Below are 18,046 nucleotides of genomic sequence, written 5' to 3'. Positions count from 1 at the left end.
GGAATGCCCCCATTGGCGCTTGCGTTTCGGCGGCCCGGCGAGCAGAGGCGCGGCCATGGATGCAGTAGCCATGGCCCCAGTCCGTAACCGCACCGCCATTCCCGCGCCGCTTGCGCTGTCCCGCTGGCTGCTCATCGTCGCGATGATGATCGTCGCCATCGTGGTGGTTGGCGGCATTACCCGGCTGACCGAGTCGGGCGTCTCGATCACGGAGTGGAAGCCTGTCTCGGGCACCCTGCCGCCGCTGACCGATGCGGACTGGCAGGCCGAGTTCGACAAGTACCGCCAGACCCCGCAATACGTGCTGGTCAACGGTCCAGCGGGCATGACGCTCGCCACTTACAAGTTCATTTTCTTCTGGGAATGGGTCCACCGCCTGCTGGCACGCGCGATCGGCATGGCCTTTGCGCTGCCCCTGGTGTGGTTCTGGCTGCGCGGGCAAATTCCGACAGGCTACAAGCCGCGGCTTCTCGCGCTTCTCGCGCTTGGAGCGCTGCAGGGCGCCGTCGGGTGGTGGATGGTCAAGTCGGGCATCGTCCATGATGTGAAGGTCAGCCACTTCCGGCTGGCCGCACATCTGCTGGTGGCCCTGACCACCCTGTCCGGCGTCGTCTGGACCATGCTGGATCTGCGCTCACTGTCCCGCGGTGAACCCCGCGCGAGACTCACCGGCTTTGCGGCATTGGCCCTTGGCATGCTGCTGGTGCAGTTGTTCTACGGCGCGCTGCTCGCAGGGATGCGCGCGGGCACTGTGGCGGGCGGCGGCTGGTTCAATTGGGATGTCTGGCCGCTGATGCAGGGCGCGTTCTTCCCGGCTGGCATCGAATGGTCGCAGGGCGCGGCGCACGCCTTGTTCTCCGATCCCTACCTCGTCCACTTCATCCACCGCTGGTGGGCCTGGGCGGTTGTAGGGGTGCTGGTCGTGATGGGCCGCAAGCTGCGTCGTGCCGGCCATCGGCCTGTATCGGTCGCGATCCATACTGCCTTCGGCACGCAGATCGTGCTCGGCATCGCGACCGTCATGAGCGGAGTGACCATCTGGATCGCAGTGCTCCACCAGCTCACCGGGGCGTTGCTGGTGGTCTGCACGGCATGGGGCGCGCACCAGCTCGGGAAGCAGGTTTGAGGGAGCGGTATTATTTTACCTCTCTCAAAACCCGCCGTTTGCTTGACTCTTCACGCCGTTTGCAACAAAGGCGCGCTTCCTCGCCATCGGTCGGGCTTCGGCTCGTTCATGGCGTACCACTATCCTAGGATGGGTTTCAGCCATGAAGGCGCTCACGAAAGTCACCCGGTCGATCAAGCCGGCCGAGGTGGAGAAGAAGTGGCATCTCATTGATGCCGATGGCCTCGTTGTCGGTCGTCTCGCGGTGATCATCGCCAATCACCTGCGCGGCAAGCACAAGCCGAGCTACACCCCGCATGTCGATTGCGGCGATCACGTCGTCGTGATCAATGCCGACAAGGTGAAGCTGACGGGCAACAAGCTCAAGGACAAGATCTACTACAAGCACACCGGTTATGCCGGCGGCATCAAGGAAGTCACCGCGGACAAGGTCCTCGGTGGTCGCTTCCCCGAGCGCGTGCTGGAAAAGGCGGTCGAGCGCATGATCCCGCGCGGCCCGCTCGGCCGTGCGCAGATGCGTGCACTGCATCTCTATGCCGGCGCTGAACATCCCCACGCCGGGACCCAGCCCGAGCCGCTCGACGTCGCTTCGATGAACCGCAAGAACAAGGTGGGTGCGTAAGACATGTCTGAAACCGATACCGTCTCCAGCCTCGCGGATCTCAAGGATCTGACCTCGGCTGCTCCCGCTGCCCCCGTCTCGGCTTCGCCCGAAGCGCCCCGTGCCCCGACCGGCCCTGCCGCGCCGCTGCGCGAGCGTGAAGTCGACGCGCAGGGTCGTTCCTACGCCACCGGCCGCCGCAAGGACGCCGTTGCCCGCGTGTGGATCAAGCCTGGTTCGGGCAAGATCACCGTCAACGGCCGCGATCAGGAAGTGTACTTCGCACGTCCGACCCTGCGTCTCGTCATCAACCAGCCATTTGAGGTCGCTGATCGTTCAGGTCAGTACGACGTGATCGCTACCGTCAAGGGCGGTGGGCTTTCGGGTCAGGCCGGTGCGGTCAAGCACGGCATCTCGCAGGCGCTCTCTAAGTTCGAGCCCGCGCTGCGCAGCGCCGTAAAGGCCGCCGGGTTCCTCACCCGCGACCCGCGCGTTGTCGAACGCAAGAAGTACGGCAAGGCCAAGGCGCGCAAGAGCTTCCAGTTCTCGAAGCGTTAATTTCCGCGCCTCTTGCATCTGCTTTAAACTATTGGAAAGCCCGGGATTTTTCCCGGGCTTTTTCATATTCGGCTACGTACAAAAATGGTACAAGCACTCTTTCAATAGACGAAACACATCTCGCCGCGTACGCTTCTTGTACAAAGAATAGTGAGCGAGCGTAAGCAGGCATGGCGCAGCGGTATAACAACAGGGTCGAACTCAAAGACGGTGAAGTGATCCTGTTCCATCGAGCGGGTGCAAAGCGGCCCATATGGCATATGCGCCTGCATGTGCGCGGCATGACCGATTTGAACGGGACGAAGTTCAGCCACGTTCAGGAAACCACAGGCGAGCTTGATTTAGACGAGGCCAAGCGGGTTGCGCTGGAACGCTATGATGATCTCAGGATCCGAGCGCGCAACAAGGAACCAGCCAAGAGCATCACCTTTGCCGATGTGTACGCGCTGTGGTGGGCCAAGCGTGAGCAAGAGCTTCACGACACTTGGAGCGCCAAAGGGCGCACGGGCGTCAGCCAACGTGTCGCTTGGTTTGTGAAGCAGAGCGGCCGGTATTGGCTGCCCTACTTTGGCAAGCACAAGATGGAGGACATGACGCAGGCGGTGGTTGAAGGCTACTGGAAGTGGCGCAATGCCTACTGGTCCAATCAGGACGAGAACGAGCGCAGGCGCTACGGCAACCACAAGATCACGCCGTCTAAAAAGACCCTGGACATGGAGCAGAGTGCGCTGAAAGAGGTGTTCGCCTACGGCATCGCGCATAGATTGTTTCGTTTTCAGCCCATCATCAGCCATCCGTTTTCGCGCAAAGGCATTGCCGTCAAGCGTCGCCCCAGCTTCGATGCTGGCGAACTCAAGAAGCTGCACAGCTACATGGACAGGTGGGTTCTGGGCGAGGGCGACAATGACAAGCTGCCCGGGGCGTTCATCAACTCCCGCCACCTGTATCAGCGTAAGCTACTCCAGCTCTACATCCAGTTCATCGAAGGCACCGGCATGCGCACTGGAGAGGTGCTGCTGCTCAAGCATGGCGACATAATGAGCACGAGAACCGATTTGTATGAGACGATAGTGCTTGAAATTTCGGTCTCGGATCAAACCAAGACCGGCGCCCGCACGGTCACCAGCAATCCCTCGGTTTTCGCCACCTATGCCGAGCTTTGCGCATTAACCGGTCACACTGATCCTACCGATTGGCTGTTTTGCGACCAGAAGGGCAAGCAGGCTACAGGCTTTTTCAAGACCCTTCCCATCATGCTCGAAGAAGCTGGCGTGCTGAAGGACAAGCGCGGGGATAGGCGCAGCGCCTACAGTTTCCGCCATGTTTACGCCGAGGGCAGATTTGCAGCCATTGGCTTCAATCCCATCGCCTACGATCTCATCGGCACCAACATGGGCACGGGCAGGCAGAGCTTGGAAAAGCACTATGTGCGCCGGGGGATTATTGACGATGCCGATGCGCTCATCGCGAACCATGGGCTTGTCAGTTTCAAAGGTCCTGAAGGTCCCAATGCACGTGAGGAAAAGGAAAAGGAAATCGAGCGTCGGGAGCGTAGGGGATATTGAGTCGCTCAAGATGCTTTCCTTCAGAACGAAGATTAAATATCTGTTTTTATGACATTTATTCCGCCTTTCCGGTAGGCCGCAGGGTTGCCTGACCATATGATGCCTGCATCAACAACGATGCAGGAGCAGGCCATGCAACACTACAGGCTCTGGGTACGCACCTCCCCCAGCCACACCACCTACACATACATCAGCGCAGAAAACGACATTGCAGCCCGCCAGATTGGCGAAGCAATGTTCGGGCGCGTCAACTTGCTTGCGTTCTGGCGCGCTTGATGACTGCCGCAAAGATTGCCGCACTCAATGATGCGGCTCGAACGAAGCTGACTGGCTGCCGTGTGGTTATAACGCCCGGCGTTGCCGACTTGGGCGACGTAGGCGAAATTTTCGAGCAGGTGTGCAGCTATGCCGATTTCAATGAACGCAACGATGCACATGGCGAACATGACTTCGGCAGCTTCGAGTTTGCGGGCAAGCTCGTGTTCTGGAAGTTCGACTACTACGACCTCGATTTGCTCATGCGCTCGCCCGATCCCAGCGATCCGGCTGTCACCGCGCGTGTGCTGACGGTGATGCTGGCCGAGGAATATTGAGTAACTCAAGATGTTCGGCGGCTAAATATGGCTATGAGATTTTACGAATTTTCCACCCTCAAGCCCATCAAGCCCTTGAGCCCGGCGCAATATGCCATTGCAGCCAAGAAGCGTCAGGTCGATCAGGCCAAAGTTGCCTTCAAGCGCGAGAAGGATGCGCAGAAGCGTAAGCGGGAGCAGGAGGCGCACTGGAAAAAGCTGCGCAAGTCCGGTTAGGCTGTGAAGCCCAGCTTTTTTGCACACGCGGCCTTAATGCGCTGATAACGCTTATCAATCCCGGTGAAGAGGGTGAAAACTTGATCTTTATCGAACTTCCGCCGATTCGACTTATCTTCCGTTTCGGAGCGGACATCATAGTCCAACGCTTCACCAGCTGGCCAAAGGGAGCATAGGCTTCGGTTGGCCTGATTTCCCATTATCGGGACAAAAATCCACGCGCCATCATTACGTTCAAGGGCGATGAAGGCATTTCCACCGCACGCCTTGTTTACTCTTTTCACGATGCTGCTGATGTGCGCTTTCACCTCTGCGGAAGCATTGGGCGCGATGGTGTCACCAGAACAATCCTTGCCCCAAATTGCCTTCATGCCACCCTCCTCGTCGTTGCTCTTGGCAACATTGCTACATCATGAACGCCGAAAATTGAAATAGGTGCGCATCCAGCTTTTCGCGCATAGCGCATGAGCCGGCCGCGAACGGTTCTTACATGGCCCTAAAAATCGTTCGGGCTTGCGGGGTTTTTGCAGATTTTCGCACCTAGCCCGTTTTCGCAAAAACGCGGGGACCCACGACCTGTAAGATTGGCCCTGCCTAGATTTTGCATTGCCCAGAAATCGCCACGCAGATTTTCACGAGCGCATATGTTTTTCCGGTTGCGGCCTCAAATATCTGATTTTAATATGTTAAAATGGACCCTTGGGCTGATTCCTTAGAGCCACTTCGCCATGCTCTGCTGGTTGATCTGCGCATGGCACTCCTGGCTCAACGTCAGGAAACGCTCCCCGATCCAATGATGCTTGCCATCGTGGACCAGTTGGTTGCCATAGTGCTGTAGCTTGCTGGCGCAGATGGCGATGGTTGCCACGGATGGCTTAGCCTTCTTGAACCGTAATGTGCGCAGATAACATTCGCCGCGCCCCAGCCAATCCCTACTAAACTCGCTTTCGCTGTCCACCGCCTTGATGGTGCGGAGGAGTTCAAACACCTCATTCAAAACCGTTTTATCCATGTTTTTTGCTCCCGTTGATAAATAAACGCGTGGGATGGGATGGGCTGGCAGCGCGTCTCTTCCTGCATATTTATCAAGGAAGCAGGATGCAGGGACGGAGAAGGAACAATCGACAAACAGCACTTGAGTGGGCGCTGTCATGAACTGGGGCCAAAAGATCGCGGCCAAATCCATCTCGGAGATCATGGCTGGTCCATATGACGTGACGGGAGTGCTGGCCTTCAAGGATGGCGACCGCATGGATCACGCTATCGCCATCAAGCTTATCAGCGCATTCTGGCACAAGGTGGATCGCATCTTCTTCGGGCAAGCGGCCGACCAAGGGTTCGGCATAAACCGCCGGTGCTTTTTGGAGTTCGGGAAGAGCCAGAGGTGCATTCACGTACATTTCGTGGCGCAGTCACCCTTCGATCCCGTCACGTTTTCCGCGATCCTCAATGTGCTTTGGAATGGCCTCAACCCCCAAACAGCCGAGCTTCGCAAAAACTGGATCACGCCAATCCACAGCAAGCCAGCAATCGCCGCATATGTGACCAAAGAGATTTGGCGTTTTCGCGATGACCTACATGTTCTGGATTGCGACCACGGCCTGAGTGGTTTGACGCGTTATGCGGCTTTCGATCCCGAGGCTCGGTTACAGCGCATTGCCAACCGTGTTGACGCGGACACGCTGGAAGAGGCCATGGCGTTGATCCCGGTCCATATGATTATCATCCGCAAGCGCATGGAAGAACGGGAGCGAGAGGCGGCCAAGCAGTGCAATCTGCGCATGGCATCCGCACCGTCCTCATTCAGGCAATTCATTCAATCACGGCAAACTTAGGCTCAATCTTCAAGGCATTCAGCGGCACACGCACTGGCTCACATCATGGCAATGGAAGAGGTCGAATTGCTAGGCATACGACGCTCGCACAGTCTTCATCATGGCACATCACGGCAGGCATCGAGGTCAGGGTTGCGGAGCTTTCCGCAGCTCGTCCTTGTTATACATAAAACAAACACTCACCTATACAGTTCTATGAACACACCACAACGAACACAAAGCACGACACAGTCCATACACAGGACACATCCCATATATAAAGAAATACACAAAACTTAATCACGAACCGATAGCGCATTGAATATTATGGAAAAGCACTACCATTCATTCCGGTTGGCCACCGAGCATGGTGAATATATGTGTTTATGACAATATTTCTTAATCAAAGGCGAGTTCAGATGGCCAAGGCGAAGGTGTTAAGCAAGGACGAAGCGAAGCGTGTCCTGCGCATTGCGGAAACCAGCAGCCACGGCCAACGGGATAAACTGGCACTGGCACTCAGCATCCTTGGCGGAATGCGCGTAGGCGAAATTGCCACACTCAAGATCGGTGATGTGCGCGGGCTTGATGGCCGAGCTGTCGAGGTCGTCCATCTCACCCGGCATCAGACCAAAGGCAATCGATCGCGGCGTGTGTTCCTGGGTGACGAGCTGCGCAAACACATCACCCACTTCTTGAGTTACTCAACAAATTTGCCGGATGGCGCGGCGCTGATCCGCAGTTCTCGCACGGGCAAGCACATGTGCACCGTGACACTGAGTACCCGCCTGAAAGGCATTTATCGCGCAGCAGGCATCGACACATCAAGCCATGCGGGCAGGCGTACATTCGCCACGCGGAAAAATGAGATTGGCATTGGTATGGCCACGATCCAGCAGCTCATGGGCCACTCATCGATCCAAACAACCGCTTTGTATTGTCACGTGAGCGATGAGCAGCTCAGGAACGCCGCGAACGCTGGGTGAGGCCTTCCTCCCAATGAGAATTTCTGATTTTATCGCGGGGAGCTACAAATATCGTTTTGGGGGTTGAGGCTGTCGCTTTATGTACTGGCGCCATGCCGCGGGATGCCGTCCGCCATATGAGAACATCCGCATCTCCACCTCTTCAGCTGACGTGATCCCAAGACCTTGTCGAAGGTCGTCTTGGGATGCTAGAAATTCAATGCCCTTACAAAAAGTTTCGTAAACATCTTCAGCGTTTCTATCGGACACTGAATGAGAAGTTTGCCCTCGAGAGGTGGCCGCGGTCAAATCCACTATTGGATGGCTATTATAGCTTAGCAGAAGATTGGCGCTAACGGATGTCCACTGATCCATAATGTAGCCATCATGCTCCGAAGACGCAAAAAATATGAGCTTTGTGTAATAGGCTGGTCCAAAGCCACATCGAGGATTTGAAATTCTAAATTTGCGGAAGCATTCATACGCTTGGACACGGCTTAACCGGCCTTCGCGTATATCGGCTATGATAGGCGACCATTTTTCACGTAGGCCCCATGCGGTTCGTCCATGATCATATTTCATGCCACCCCATGCCATGATCGCCAAAAAGCATGCTTCATCAGATACCGATGAATTTGCGCAAATTTCCTTCAGATAGTTACGCTCTACCTGCTTATCGCTTAGCAGATCGACCAAGTGCGTTTCAGCGCCCACACGCTTGGCCCAGGAAGCCGGCTTACGGGCTGCTGGCCAACCGGTTTGATGCGCGAGCGTGAGAAATTGGCCATAGTGCTGCTGATTGATTGCGAATGACATGATCAATCCTAATTTTCGAAGAGAAATTCATCAGATAAAAATTGCAAGCGCCTGGCGCTTAATCGCAAATCCGATAGAGCCGCTCAAAAACGCCTCCTGACACTATCGCCATGTCGCCACAGCCATAATCAACTATCCAATCACCGCTATTTCCGAGAAGGACGCCGCGCCCCCCTGACATATCAACCCGTGATCTTTCACCTAGCGGTAAAACCAGAACCTGCTTTGGAATTTTCACGTAAAGACCATCGCCACCAAAACTCTCAGCGTTCTCGGGCTGGTAAAACTGCTCAAAAATGGCGCGTGATATAGGCCAGCTATCGCCATCTTCACCAGTGACGATGGCATCCCCAGCTTCATACCGAACGGCACCTTCGGGGGTCTGGTGTGAACCGGGTTGGCTGGTAAATGCGACAGCCCGAGTAACCGGCACATTCTCAGCCCTCAACACACCTGGGACTTGCTCTAACCCGCTGATTTTCAGGCCAGCGACGAATTGCTCAAAATCTACATCCCCGGTTTCGATCAGGGCTGCGGCTATGGCTTCGAGCTTGATCCAGTTCTCCTTGAGAATATTGTCCGTGCGGCTAGCAGCCTCTTTCATAACGGCCTGCAATCGCTTTTGCGCCTCATCGAACAACCAGCCGGAACTTTGCTTGAAGATCGATAGGTCAACTGGCCCAAATTCAGGGTCTAACCCATAATAAGCAATGCTGTTCCATGCTCTCTTTGTGGCTCTCTCAATATCGGACGAAACCCCTTCATCCATAAAATCAGGGCCAAATTTTATGCCTTGTGCCGCCTGTCCCGCCAAACAAACGCAGAGTTCAACCAGATAATCCTCACGCCGGTAAAGGTTGCGCTGAGGAGCAGTGCCGTCGTACATTGTGACGCCTAGATAACCTTTTTCACGCTTGACCAATACACGGTTCACTGGAATTTCAGGTCGTAAAACAGATGAAACTATGGCGTGCCCGGCCTCATGGTAAGCGGTAATCCGGTCAGCGATAATGTTCACACCTGTTGTGAGACCAACATCAAGGGCTGACACGAAACGCGCACTATGCCCATCGTCCCGATCACGGAGAGCGGCTTCAAGGTCGGAAGAAAGTTTGCTGTTTTCGGGAGCCTCTCGCTTTGCGCTCCGCCTGCCGCCGAACACCTTGTCGATCAGCGCCAAAAGGTACAGGCGGTTAGCGGAAAAGAACGATGATAGCCCCGCGTAATCCTTGAACTCGCCCTTCTCGAAGGCGCAGAACGCTGCGGCAGAGAATGCGTCGCCGCCAATCGTTGGCTCATCGCCTTCACCTAGATAATCAGTTAAATATGGGGAGATGATAGAGGCAAGGGGATTGCCATTGAGCGAGACGGGAGAAACGCTGTTCAAAAGCGCATCCAGAAACTTTGCAAGGTCCTTGCCGTTCGAATTGAGGGAGTTCTTTAGATCATCTGCCAATTGGATTTTGTCATCGAGTGGTTCGATATCGCCTTCAGACAACTCAAAACCATGAGCATGAAGGGCCGCCTTGATGCTGTCGGAATTGTTGGCCACCCCTTGGGCGTCATCGCCGTCATCGGCTTCGATTGATGCTTTTAGTAAGCCTCCCAGCATTGTGAGTGGCGTGAGCACCTGTTCGCCTCGCATACGGGCAATTGCTTTCGCATAGCCCAAAGCCGCCTTGAAAAAAGCAGTCTCGATGAGTTTTGAAGCCATGTTGAACTCTTTCTATCTGCGCTACGATATACGATAGTCCAAACCGTCAGGTTGGAAGGACAGTCGGCTTTGATCGGCGCAAAATCAACCAATTGGCACTTTCGGCCAAGGCTTCCTGGCCCAATGCGCGAATGAGGCCTAGTGGGGGCATGTGGCTGGTGCTCATTCCCTTTAGTCGGTCGCGACTTCGATGAAAGACGCCCTTCATGCGCGCCATATTTTTGGCCTGCTCCTCAATTGCCATGCGATCCTTATAGGATTCCAAAAGCAGGGCGGCGGCAGGCAATGACGCGGCGGCGATCGAAGCGTAATGTCGGAGCGATTCCGGGAGATCATGCTGATCAATCCACACCACACAGGCTGCTGCCAAAATGCCACAGACAGCCGCCGCCAATGTCATTCCGCGAAGAATTGAGTGCTGGCGGTCATATCGGCGCTCGGTCCGCGCAAAGTAGCCGCTTTGGTCGCTGATCCAGTGATGAAGGTGTAGTGCTCTATCCGCTCGTGACAGTCGGGTAGGATTTCGATCCATACCACACAGCCTCAGAACTTCCCGAAGCCATCCCATTTCCAAAGCCTGTTGCGAAAGCAAGCCATCCAGCACCATGGCATGGAGAAACTCTGCCTCAGGCTGATCATCAGGCGCTTCATGCTCGGACTTCATGCCGTCGAGCATGCGCCAATAAATTTGTACTCGCAAAGCCTCTGCAAGCAGACGATAGTCCAACCGATCGATAGCAAGATCGCGCTGTTTGAGCCGTTTGTACAGGGCGACAATCAAGCCCAACGCACAAAGATAGAGCCCGACCATCCAGCCCTGGGCAATTCTATCCAGGCCAATCCAAAGGGCTAATGCGAGTATCATTCCGGCGCCATAGAGCACACGCGTGAAGCGGATGCGCTTTTTGTCGAGGCAGCTCGCCATGGTATCGGTAGCGGCAAAAGCATTGATGACCGTCAGATCGAGCCCGGAGGCGCGGTCAAGCCAATGCTGATGGGCTGCCGTTCCATCCTCGTCCGATGGCGATAGATAACGCAGCGATTGCGCTATATCGTCCGGTTGGACAGTTAGATGGGCAGATTGGTTGAAACGGCCAATGGCAATCTTGAGTTCCTCAAGATCTTTTTCCCCGTTTGGATGGGCTGCCGGGAACAGATGCCGAGGTGCCATTGGCGCATGTGAATTTGATGGTTCACTGCGTTGCACAGGGATATGGAAGACCGATCCGCAATCATGCACCGAGAAGGGGTTATCGGGGCTCTCATGGCCGTTAAGCTTTAGACGCACAACGTGAGAGGTGCCTCCGCGTAGTTCGAGGTGGATACCATCCCATAACGCAATGATCATGTTGGAATGGCGCAGCATGTAATAGCCTTGCGCCTCATATCCATTGTCTCGCAGCGATGGTTCGCGCCGCAGTGCCTCAGCAGGCGTTTGGGTAACGGCGACCACGTCCGAAGCCGCCGCCATGAGTTCGTAGAACTCGTCTTGGGTTTCAGGGAAATCGTCCTTGTAGGACTGTTCTGAGAAGGGAATAGTTGCAACCAACTCCCAATTTGCCACGCCATCACGGCCTTCGGCCATCAAACGCGATCTTACCTCCAGAAAGACCCTGGCAACGATCCGATCTGCCCCTTCGGCTAGGCCCGAAAGCAGGCGCAGCGGAACGAAGGGATAGGCTCGCGCATGATTAGAAAAGAAGGCATCAAGAGCCGGACGGACCCGATCTTCTTCAACGCGTGAGATATTTCGATGGCCGGTGATTCCTATGGCGAAGGGAATGAACGCTTGAGATGTCATGTTGGGCGCCATTCAATCAATCCCCGCCCAATTCCGCGATTCGCTGCTCGACATCGCGAATGTCGTTTTCGTCAGGATCGGCCTGCGCGCGCAGGATAGTCAGACTCCGGTCATAGTACGAGTGAGCTGACAGCATGTCTCCACGCAGGGCGTAGAGTTTTCCCAGCGCACTGAGGGTATAGCTCAGGTCAGCGCTGTGCGGATCAAGCTTTTCGCGTATCACTAAAGCCTTTTGAAGTTCGACTTCGGCCTCATCAAGGCGACCGGCGTTTCGTAATAGAACTCCCAATTGGTGGCAGCTAATGCCAACCGATGCGCAATCCGTCCCCTCTGATTTTTCAATGATGGAAATTTCACGGCGGAAGAGCAGTTCAGCCTCATCAAAGCGACCCAGTGCGACAAGGATGTTTCCCAAACCATAAACAATGTTGCCTACCTCTGGATGATTGGCACCTCGCAACTTTTCAGAAATCGCCAGCGCACGACGGAACAACGGCTCGGCTGCAACGTAGTCTCCCATTTCTTGAAGCAGGTAAGCTAGGTTGGTGAGCTTTGCGATTGTCGCAGGATGCTCGGGTCCTAGAGACTTCTCAGCGATGTCTAGGGCGCGGCGATAAAGAGGCGCAGCTGAAGCGTAATCCCCCATGATCTTCAGCATGAGTGCAAGATTATTGAGGCTCGTGCCGGTTTGCGGATGCTCAGGCCCTTGGGTCTTCTCAGCAACCGCCAGCGCGCGGCGAAACAGTGGCTCTGCTGCGGCATAGTCACCCTTGGCGTAAAGTAGCCCCGCGAGGTTATTGATGCTCGTGCCTGTTTCGGGGTGTTCGGGCCCTTGAGACTGCTCAGCGATGGCAAGGGCGCGGCGATAAAGTGGTTCAGCCGACGCGTAGTCCCCCAAATTTTTCAACAGGAGAGCCAGGCCGTTGAGGCGATTGCCTGTATCGGGGTGTTCGGGCCCTTGGGTTTTCTCAGCAATCGCCAGCGCGCGGCGAAACAGAGGCTCTGCTGCGGCATAGTCACCCATGGCGTAAAGTAGCCCCGCGAGGTTACTGAGGCGATTGCCTGTATCGGGGTGCTCGGGCCCTTGAGACTTCTCAGCGATGGCAAGGGCGCGGCGATAAAGTGGTTCAGCCGACGCGTAGTCCCCCAAATTTTTCAACAGGAGAGCCAGGCCGTTGAGGCGATTGCCTGTATCGGGGTGTTCGGGCCCTTGGGTTTTCTCAGCAATCGCCAGCGCGCGGCGAAACAGTGGCTCTGATGCAGTATAGTCCCCCATGGCATAAAGCAGCCCCGCCAGGTTGTTGAGCGTTGTGCCTGTCGAGGGGTGCTCGGGCCCTTGGGACTTTTCGGCAATGGCGAGGGCGCGGCGGTACAGTGGTTCAGCCGACGCATAGTCCCCCAAATTTTTTAGCAGAATAGCTAGATTATCGAGTGAGCCACCCGTGCTGATATGGTTAGGACCTAGAGTCTTTTCATAAATCGCCAGCGCACGGCGCAACAGCGCTTCAGCTCTAGCGCAGTCACCGATGTCACGTAACAGGACGGCCAAATTGTTGAGACTGGTGCCTGTGGAGGGATGCTCAGGCCCTTGGGCCTTTTCAGCAATTGCAAGCGCGCGGAGAAATAGTGGCTCTGCCGCCGCATAGTCACCTATGTGGTAAAGAAGACCCGCGAGGTTGCTATAGGAGGCCCCCGTTTCGGGATGCTCAGGCCCTAGGACCTTCTCAGCAACCGCCAGCGCGCGGCGAAACAGTGGCTCTGCCGCAGCATAGTCACCCATGTCCCGAAGCAGAGCAGCTAGGTTGTTGAGAGATACAGCAACCGCTGGAGTTTCAAATCCCCTTAATTTTTCATCAAGTTCGAGCGATAGATGCGCAAGTTTGAGTGTAAAGGGCGAAAATTTTCCTGAAAAGGACAGGAATATCTGAAGGTTGGATGCTAGGTCTCCGATTTCGATTGCGGTTTCATTGAGCGCCCACTGGTTCCAGGCCTTGGCATAGGCGTTCTCAAAACATGTGCTTGTGTTGGTCTCGACAGCGAGCCAATAACCTAGGAGTTCCTCGTTGGAGCGACATGCATAGGTGGCTTCGAACATGTCGCGCTTAGTGAGACAGGCTTGGAGCTTGTGCCAGTTTTTCGCTGCCTTCCACTGGTAAGGGATTTCTTCGGCGGCACGAGCGTCATCAATGGTAAAGTGCGCTGGGGACTGTACGTCGCCCTCGGTGCCATCCTGGAACGCATGTGCCTCGAACCACCTCGCCAGTTTCGCATGCGCCTTGCGACGCAGGGCGAGAGCTTCCAGGCTTTGGTTTTCATCTCCCAGTTCGTTGTTGCCAGCCATGTAGCGGTCCGAGACGGCGAGCCGCATGTAGTCGTGTGCGAACGTGATCCGCCCGCCGCTTTCAATGAGCGCCTCATCCAACGCCAAGCGGATCGGCGCCCAGGTCGCGGGCACCAGCTTGGCATATTCGAGGATTTCCTGCTCGGTGAGGCCGGCACGGCTTGCCCATAGCGCGGTCATGACCGTCTGCAACCGACGCTTGCCGCAATCCCCCTCTACCCGCTCCAAGACCCGCTCGAACAGGTCGTCAACGGTGATGCTGGTGAGATAATGGTCAAGGCGGTCCGAAAGTTCCTCATGGCTGCCGAACAGTCGCAGTTCTTCGGCAAGTGTGCGCAAAAAGAGAGGATTGGTGGCTTGTGGGTGAGCGAGTGCTCGCGCCTCCAAATCTGTAGCCAACGCCTTGTTGTAGCGGGCCAGATAAACACGCAGCAATTCCCGTGATGCCTCGGCATCCAGTGGGGCCACCTCGATTTCCTGCCACTGACCTTTGGTCTTGAGTGCCTCAAGAACCTCTCCGTGCAAGCATGAGATCACCACATGCACGCACTCGGGCAGAAATGTTGGGAACCAGCGCAGATCACTTAAGTCAGTCAGGCCATTCAAGCCATCGAGCGTGATCACCCAGCGGTAGCCTTCCTTGCTCGCATGCGAGGAGGCATAAGCCAGCCAAGTCGGCAGGCTGTCGAAGAGTGCTTGGGGATCAGCAGGAATCTCATCTGCACTATCGGTTTCACGCTTGATGTGTTCGGCAAGGTGCCGGACCATAGCCGCCGGGTTTGCCGCATCGGCGCTGCCGCCAAGAAAGTACTTGTGAATACGATCTTGTGGGTGCGCCTTTCGATATCCCTCCAGCCAGTTAGCGATGAGCGCACTCTTGCCGCCACCTGACTGGCCGGTGATCAGAACACGCTGGGCATTATCGCCCAGAGCCGTATCGAGCGCGGCCATGTAACGATTAGCACCGAGATATAGGCGGCGGCGTGGTGCGGCATAGGCTTCATGCTTTCGCTGCTCCCGGGTAAAGGGATCGGGCACATCCTCAGCCGGGAAAGCTTCATCCAGCAAAGCCCAAAGGTCAGCCTCAAGCCGCTCGGCAAGTGCCTGAGGCGAAACATAGCTCTCGACTACCGGGAAGCTGCTGGCCCGGATACGGTCCTTGAGTTGCTCAAGATGTTGGCTGTCCTCAGCCGAAGTGGAAACATAGTCGCCGCCCTTCTTACGCGCATAAGCGGGATCACGAAAATAGAACAGCGCGCGGCCGGCCATCGCAGGATCATTGAGAACGCCGTGCAGTATCTCTAGCTCAGTTACACTCTTGCCGCCTCGATGCTCATTCAGCCAGGGGCGCTCTTCAATAAGGCCAGCATCATATGCATCGGGCTTCGGTACCCAGCCATATCGATCCCCGAGCATACCCACGAACCATGGCCGAGCGCGATCAATTTCTGCAAGGCATATCGGCAGAACTTCGCCACGTTCGGCCTGATCGGCTGTAATGCCCCAACGCAAATCAACATCGACCAGTTCGACGAAGCGTTCCCGCAACCGCGCCCGTAATGCCGGAAACACTCGTCGAACCAGTAGATCCCGTTCTTCACCAAAATCCCGGAACGTGGAGGACAAAAATACACGCGCTACCGGTGAAGACATTGAGAAAGTCCCGATTGAGTGAATGCGTTGCCTATTGAGCGTTAAAGCTCATCAGGCACTTCATCTCCATCGGCACCATCATCTTCGGGAGCTTCGTACTGAGCAATGATATCTTCAGCGGATAGCTTAGTGAATGCAAGCGACCCTATAGCTTCAGTGACTTTTGCCCGGAATGCAGCGCCCGCCGCTTGACGAATGTTGGTAATTAGCTGGACCTCAGGGTTGAACCCTTCAACATCAACAACCTGCCAATAACGGACATTATCGCCGGAAATATCAAGCGCGCCGCAATATACGTTCTTGTTCAGTCGGTTTATGACCACGCAGGTGTCTTTATGCCGCTTCTCAGGCATGCTTATTGGCGAATAAACATAGAACTTTATAAGGGCAGAGTCTACATGCGCCTCAATGAACATGCGATAGCTCGATGTACCGTCGATGGTATATGGCGTTCCAATATGATAATAATTTCCATCCTCATCATATTCTACTTTATCCTCCCATAGCCATGCAGCCATGGTGTCTTCAAGCAGCGTCTCGTAGAGATGTTTTTCATCGGCCATAAACAAAAAATCTCCAAAAAAAGCCCATTTAGACGGGTCTAATATCGGTCTAGCGGCACGCCACTCAACGCCGCAAAACGGTGTATGCGAGATTGGTATGGCAAGGTTCGCAGCTTCGGGAAAGTGATTTTGGAGAGATACGGCCGACTTTGTCGTAGGTACTCTACTTTGCTATGACCAAACGGAAGCGCTAGGCTAAAAGGAGTAAGTATTAGTGCGTATGCCAAAATTAGATCGCCTACTAACCTTAGCCCACGCATTGGTGGAACATAATGAGGGCTTGAGCCTAAATGAAATGGCGGCATTGCTGAGAGTGAACCGCCGAACCGCAGAGCGCATGCGTGATGTCATTGCCGCCCACTTTGATTTGGAAGTGTTGCAGGACGGTCGGAATAGAAGCTGGCGGATCGCGGGCAAGCTCGGACGCATGTTCACCAAGCCCAATGCCGTTGAACTAGCGACACTTGCAGAGGAAGTCTCAGCGCTTCGTGCCAGCAGACAGGATGCCAGAGCCGACGTTCTCGCTGGCTTGCAGGCCAAGGTTCAAAGTGCCTTGGACCTGGCAGCACGCACCCGCATCGCGCCGGATATTGAGGCACTTAACATCGCTCAGAGAATGTTCGTTCCTGCCGGGCCATGCATTCCAGTCGCGGGAGAGGTTTTCGCCGTCATTCAGAACGCGATCATGGCGGGTGTGATGGTGGAGTTCAAATATCAGGCTGATGGCAAACCCAAGCCGGAGTGGCGCAGGGTTACACCATACGGTCTGGTACAGGGGCCGCTAAGCTACCTGATTGCCAAAGTGCCGGGCGAGCATATGCAGCCGGTGAACTACCGATTGGACCGCATGAGCGAGATTGCCCTGTCAGATCGGATAGCGGAGAACATTTCGGGCTTTGATCTGGACGAATGGATGTCCCGCAGTTTCGGCATCTGGCAGGGCGAGATTTATCCTGTGTCACTCAAGGTTTTGACCCATGCCGCGGAACGTGCACGGCATTGGCGCTTCCATCGCAATCAGATGGTCGAAGAAATGGCCGATGGCTCGTTGCGGATACAGTTCGCGGCTGGCGGCATGCGGGAACTTGCGCAGCACCTGTGCATGTGGGCCGGTGACATCGTGATAGAGGGCCCCGCCGAACTGCGGTCCGATTATGTCGGCATTGCCGATGCCGTTCTGGCATCAGCTCACCTTTCCTCGGGCTAAGCGCCCCGACACAAAAAGGTGGCATGACGCAGGAACGATTTTGCTATGCCAGCAAGGTCTTCATGCGGGTGGGAGAGATCGCCGCGCTCAAGATCGGTGATGTCAGAGGCTTGTACGGCAGAGCGGTTGAGGTCATTCACCTTGCCAAGCACCAGACCAAGGGCAATCGCTCTCGTCGTGTGTTTGTCGGTGACGAGCTGCGCCGGGTTTTGACCAACTTCTTGAGTAACTCACAAAAACTGACCGATTCAGGGCCCCTGATCGCCAGCTCGCGAACGGGCAAACACATGTGCACGGTCACGCTGTCGACAAGGCTCAAATCCATTTACCGCGCAGCAGGCATCGACACTAGCAGCCACGCAGGGCGGCGCACATTCGCCACAAGGAAGAATGAAATCGGGATCGGGATGGCAACGATCCAGATTTTAATGGGGCATTCCAGCATTCAGACCACTGCGCTCTACTGCCACCTATCCGATGAGCAGCTCAGGAGCGCGGCCAACGCATTTTAAC

The 18,046-nt window shown here is 55.5% G+C and carries 18 protein-coding genes; 11 read left to right on the top strand and 7 right to left on the bottom strand.

All coding sequences use genetic code 11. The annotated features are described in order from the left end of the window. Positions 1-70 precede the first annotated feature (70 nt). The 7 genes from AQZ52_RS02140 (at position 71) to AQZ52_RS02115 (ending at position 4,659) form a co-directional block, all read left to right on the top strand. Positions 71-1,126, top strand: a complete 1,056-nt coding sequence (locus AQZ52_RS02140) for a COX15/CtaA family protein (RefSeq protein WP_067906299.1) — start codon at positions 71-73, stop codon at positions 1,124-1,126. Between the two features lie 142 nt (positions 1,127-1,268). Continuing rightward, positions 1,269-1,748 carry a 50S ribosomal protein L13 gene (rplM, locus tag AQZ52_RS02135; protein WP_067906298.1) on the top strand — a complete coding sequence of 160 codons (480 nt, stop codon included), beginning with the start codon at positions 1,269-1,271 and terminating at the stop codon, positions 1,746-1,748. Positions 1,749-1,751: 3 nt separating this feature from the next. Further along, entirely contained in the window at positions 1,752-2,285 is a 534-nt protein-coding gene (rpsI, locus tag AQZ52_RS02130; RefSeq protein WP_082697503.1) for a 30S ribosomal protein S9, read from the top strand. Between the two features lie 170 nt (positions 2,286-2,455). Continuing rightward, positions 2,456-3,850, top strand: a complete 1,395-nt coding sequence (locus tag AQZ52_RS02125) for a hypothetical protein (protein WP_156424754.1) — start codon at positions 2,456-2,458, stop codon at positions 3,848-3,850. Between the two features lie 132 nt (positions 3,851-3,982). After that, positions 3,983-4,126, top strand: a complete 144-nt coding sequence (locus tag AQZ52_RS18380; RefSeq protein WP_156424753.1) for a hypothetical protein — start codon at positions 3,983-3,985, stop codon at positions 4,124-4,126. After that, entirely contained in the window at positions 4,126-4,443 is a 318-nt protein-coding gene (locus AQZ52_RS02120; RefSeq protein ID WP_067906296.1) for a DUF3768 domain-containing protein, read from the top strand. Before AQZ52_RS18380 ends, AQZ52_RS02120 begins: the two co-directional genes overlap by 1 nt. Positions 4,444-4,470: 27 nt before the next feature. After that, the gene (locus AQZ52_RS02115) at positions 4,471-4,659 is read left to right on the top strand and encodes a hypothetical protein (RefSeq protein WP_082697502.1); all 189 of its coding nucleotides are present in this window, start codon (positions 4,471-4,473) and stop codon (positions 4,657-4,659) included. Here AQZ52_RS02115 and AQZ52_RS02110 read toward each other — a convergent pair. Both AQZ52_RS02110 and AQZ52_RS02105 read right to left on the bottom strand, forming a co-directional pair. Further along, complete coding sequence (locus AQZ52_RS02110) at positions 4,656-5,030, bottom strand: hypothetical protein (RefSeq protein ID WP_067906294.1); 375 nt, start codon at positions 5,028-5,030, stop codon at positions 4,656-4,658. The genes AQZ52_RS02115 and AQZ52_RS02110 overlap by 4 nt on opposite strands. Positions 5,031-5,371: 341 nt before the next feature. Then, positions 5,372-5,812, bottom strand: coding sequence for a DUF6626 family protein (locus tag AQZ52_RS02105; protein WP_205626407.1), 441 nt, complete (start codon positions 5,810-5,812; stop codon positions 5,372-5,374). Here AQZ52_RS02105 and AQZ52_RS02100 point away from each other — a divergent pair. After that, positions 5,811-6,494, top strand: coding sequence for a hypothetical protein (locus tag AQZ52_RS02100; protein ID WP_067906292.1), 684 nt, complete (start codon positions 5,811-5,813; stop codon positions 6,492-6,494). The genes AQZ52_RS02105 and AQZ52_RS02100 overlap by 2 nt on opposite strands. Before the next feature lie 398 nt (positions 6,495-6,892). Further along, the gene (locus AQZ52_RS18005) at positions 6,893-7,459 is read left to right on the top strand and encodes a tyrosine-type recombinase/integrase (RefSeq protein WP_169793703.1); all 567 of its coding nucleotides are present in this window, start codon (positions 6,893-6,895) and stop codon (positions 7,457-7,459) included. A gap of 42 nt (positions 7,460-7,501) precedes the next feature. Here AQZ52_RS18005 and AQZ52_RS18375 read toward each other — a convergent pair whose 3' ends face one another. Genes AQZ52_RS18375 through AQZ52_RS02065 form a run of 5 tightly spaced genes read right to left on the bottom strand, consistent with a single transcriptional unit; the run spans position 7,502 to position 16,326 of the window. Further along, on the bottom strand, positions 7,502-8,254 hold the full coding sequence (locus AQZ52_RS18375) for an 8-oxoguanine DNA glycosylase OGG fold protein (RefSeq protein WP_156424752.1): 753 nt from the start codon (positions 8,252-8,254) through the stop codon (positions 7,502-7,504). Between the two features lie 58 nt (positions 8,255-8,312). Continuing rightward, positions 8,313-9,968 carry a PGDYG domain-containing protein gene (locus tag AQZ52_RS02090; RefSeq protein ID WP_082697500.1) on the bottom strand — a complete coding sequence of 552 codons (1,656 nt, stop codon included), beginning with the start codon at positions 9,966-9,968 and terminating at the stop codon, positions 8,313-8,315. Positions 9,969-10,014: 46 nt separating this feature from the next. Further along, positions 10,015-11,781 carry a hypothetical protein gene (locus tag AQZ52_RS02085; RefSeq protein WP_156424751.1) on the bottom strand — a complete coding sequence of 589 codons (1,767 nt, stop codon included), beginning with the start codon at positions 11,779-11,781 and terminating at the stop codon, positions 10,015-10,017. 4 nt (positions 11,782-11,785) lie between these two features. Beyond that, positions 11,786-15,763: a tetratricopeptide repeat protein gene (locus AQZ52_RS02080; RefSeq protein ID WP_082697499.1), complete on the bottom strand. Its 3,978-nt coding sequence runs from the start codon at positions 15,761-15,763 to the stop codon at positions 11,786-11,788. Positions 15,764-15,804: 41 nt separating this feature from the next. After that, a complete protein-coding gene (locus tag AQZ52_RS02065; RefSeq protein ID WP_067906285.1) occupies positions 15,805-16,326 on the bottom strand; it encodes a type III secretion system chaperone family protein in 522 nt (173 codons plus the stop codon). Positions 16,327-16,546: 220 nt separating this feature from the next. Here AQZ52_RS02065 and AQZ52_RS02060 point away from each other — a divergent pair, with 220 nt between their 5' ends. Then, on the top strand, positions 16,547-17,533 hold the full coding sequence (locus AQZ52_RS02060; RefSeq protein ID WP_082697498.1) for a helix-turn-helix transcriptional regulator: 987 nt from the start codon (positions 16,547-16,549) through the stop codon (positions 17,531-17,533). Positions 17,534-17,556: 23 nt separating this feature from the next. Beyond that, positions 17,557-18,045, top strand: coding sequence for a tyrosine-type recombinase/integrase (locus AQZ52_RS02055; RefSeq protein ID WP_067906283.1), 489 nt, complete (start codon positions 17,557-17,559; stop codon positions 18,043-18,045). Position 18,046 lies beyond the last annotated feature (1 nt).

Origin of the sequence: Novosphingobium fuchskuhlense (genome assembly GCF_001519075.1) — a bacterium.
In the GTDB taxonomy this organism is placed as follows: domain Bacteria; phylum Pseudomonadota; class Alphaproteobacteria; order Sphingomonadales; family Sphingomonadaceae; genus Novosphingobium; species Novosphingobium fuchskuhlense.
The sequence above is the reverse complement of the archived record's forward strand: the minus strand, read 5'-3'. Positions and strand labels throughout refer to the sequence as shown.

Excerpts from the sequence above, each read along its gene's own strand:
- AQZ52_RS02080 (WP_082697499.1), bottom strand. The coding sequence starts at position 15,763 with ATGTCTTCACCGGTAGCGCGTGTATTTTTGTCCTCCACGTTCCGGGAT.
- AQZ52_RS02100 (WP_067906292.1), top strand. The coding sequence starts at position 5,811 with ATGAACTGGGGCCAAAAGATCGCGGCCAAATCCATCTCGGAGATCATG.
- rpsI (WP_082697503.1), top strand. The coding sequence starts at position 1,752 with ATGTCTGAAACCGATACCGTCTCCAGCCTCGCGGATCTCAAGGATCTG.
- AQZ52_RS02120 (WP_067906296.1), top strand. The coding sequence starts at position 4,126 with ATGACTGCCGCAAAGATTGCCGCACTCAATGATGCGGCTCGAACGAAG.
- AQZ52_RS02125 (WP_156424754.1), top strand. The coding sequence starts at position 2,456 with ATGGCGCAGCGGTATAACAACAGGGTCGAACTCAAAGACGGTGAAGTG.
- AQZ52_RS18375 (WP_156424752.1), bottom strand. The coding sequence starts at position 8,254 with ATGTCATTCGCAATCAATCAGCAGCACTATGGCCAATTTCTCACGCTC.
- AQZ52_RS02105 (WP_205626407.1), bottom strand. The coding sequence starts at position 5,812 with ATGACAGCGCCCACTCAAGTGCTGTTTGTCGATTGTTCCTTCTCCGTC.
- AQZ52_RS02085 (WP_156424751.1), bottom strand. The coding sequence starts at position 11,781 with ATGGCGCCCAACATGACATCTCAAGCGTTCATTCCCTTCGCCATAGGA.
- AQZ52_RS18380 (WP_156424753.1), top strand. The coding sequence starts at position 3,983 with ATGCAACACTACAGGCTCTGGGTACGCACCTCCCCCAGCCACACCACC.
- rplM (WP_067906298.1), top strand. The coding sequence starts at position 1,269 with ATGAAGGCGCTCACGAAAGTCACCCGGTCGATCAAGCCGGCCGAGGTG.
- AQZ52_RS02090 (WP_082697500.1), bottom strand. The coding sequence starts at position 9,968 with ATGGCTTCAAAACTCATCGAGACTGCTTTTTTCAAGGCGGCTTTGGGC.
- AQZ52_RS02110 (WP_067906294.1), bottom strand. The coding sequence starts at position 5,030 with ATGAAGGCAATTTGGGGCAAGGATTGTTCTGGTGACACCATCGCGCCC.
- AQZ52_RS02055 (WP_067906283.1), top strand. The coding sequence starts at position 17,557 with ATGACGCAGGAACGATTTTGCTATGCCAGCAAGGTCTTCATGCGGGTG.
- AQZ52_RS02140 (WP_067906299.1), top strand. The coding sequence starts at position 71 with ATGGCCCCAGTCCGTAACCGCACCGCCATTCCCGCGCCGCTTGCGCTG.
- AQZ52_RS02060 (WP_082697498.1), top strand. The coding sequence starts at position 16,547 with ATGCCAAAATTAGATCGCCTACTAACCTTAGCCCACGCATTGGTGGAA.
- AQZ52_RS18005 (WP_169793703.1), top strand. The coding sequence starts at position 6,893 with ATGGCCAAGGCGAAGGTGTTAAGCAAGGACGAAGCGAAGCGTGTCCTG.
- AQZ52_RS02115 (WP_082697502.1), top strand. The coding sequence starts at position 4,471 with ATGGCTATGAGATTTTACGAATTTTCCACCCTCAAGCCCATCAAGCCC.
- AQZ52_RS02065 (WP_067906285.1), bottom strand. The coding sequence starts at position 16,326 with ATGGCCGATGAAAAACATCTCTACGAGACGCTGCTTGAAGACACCATG.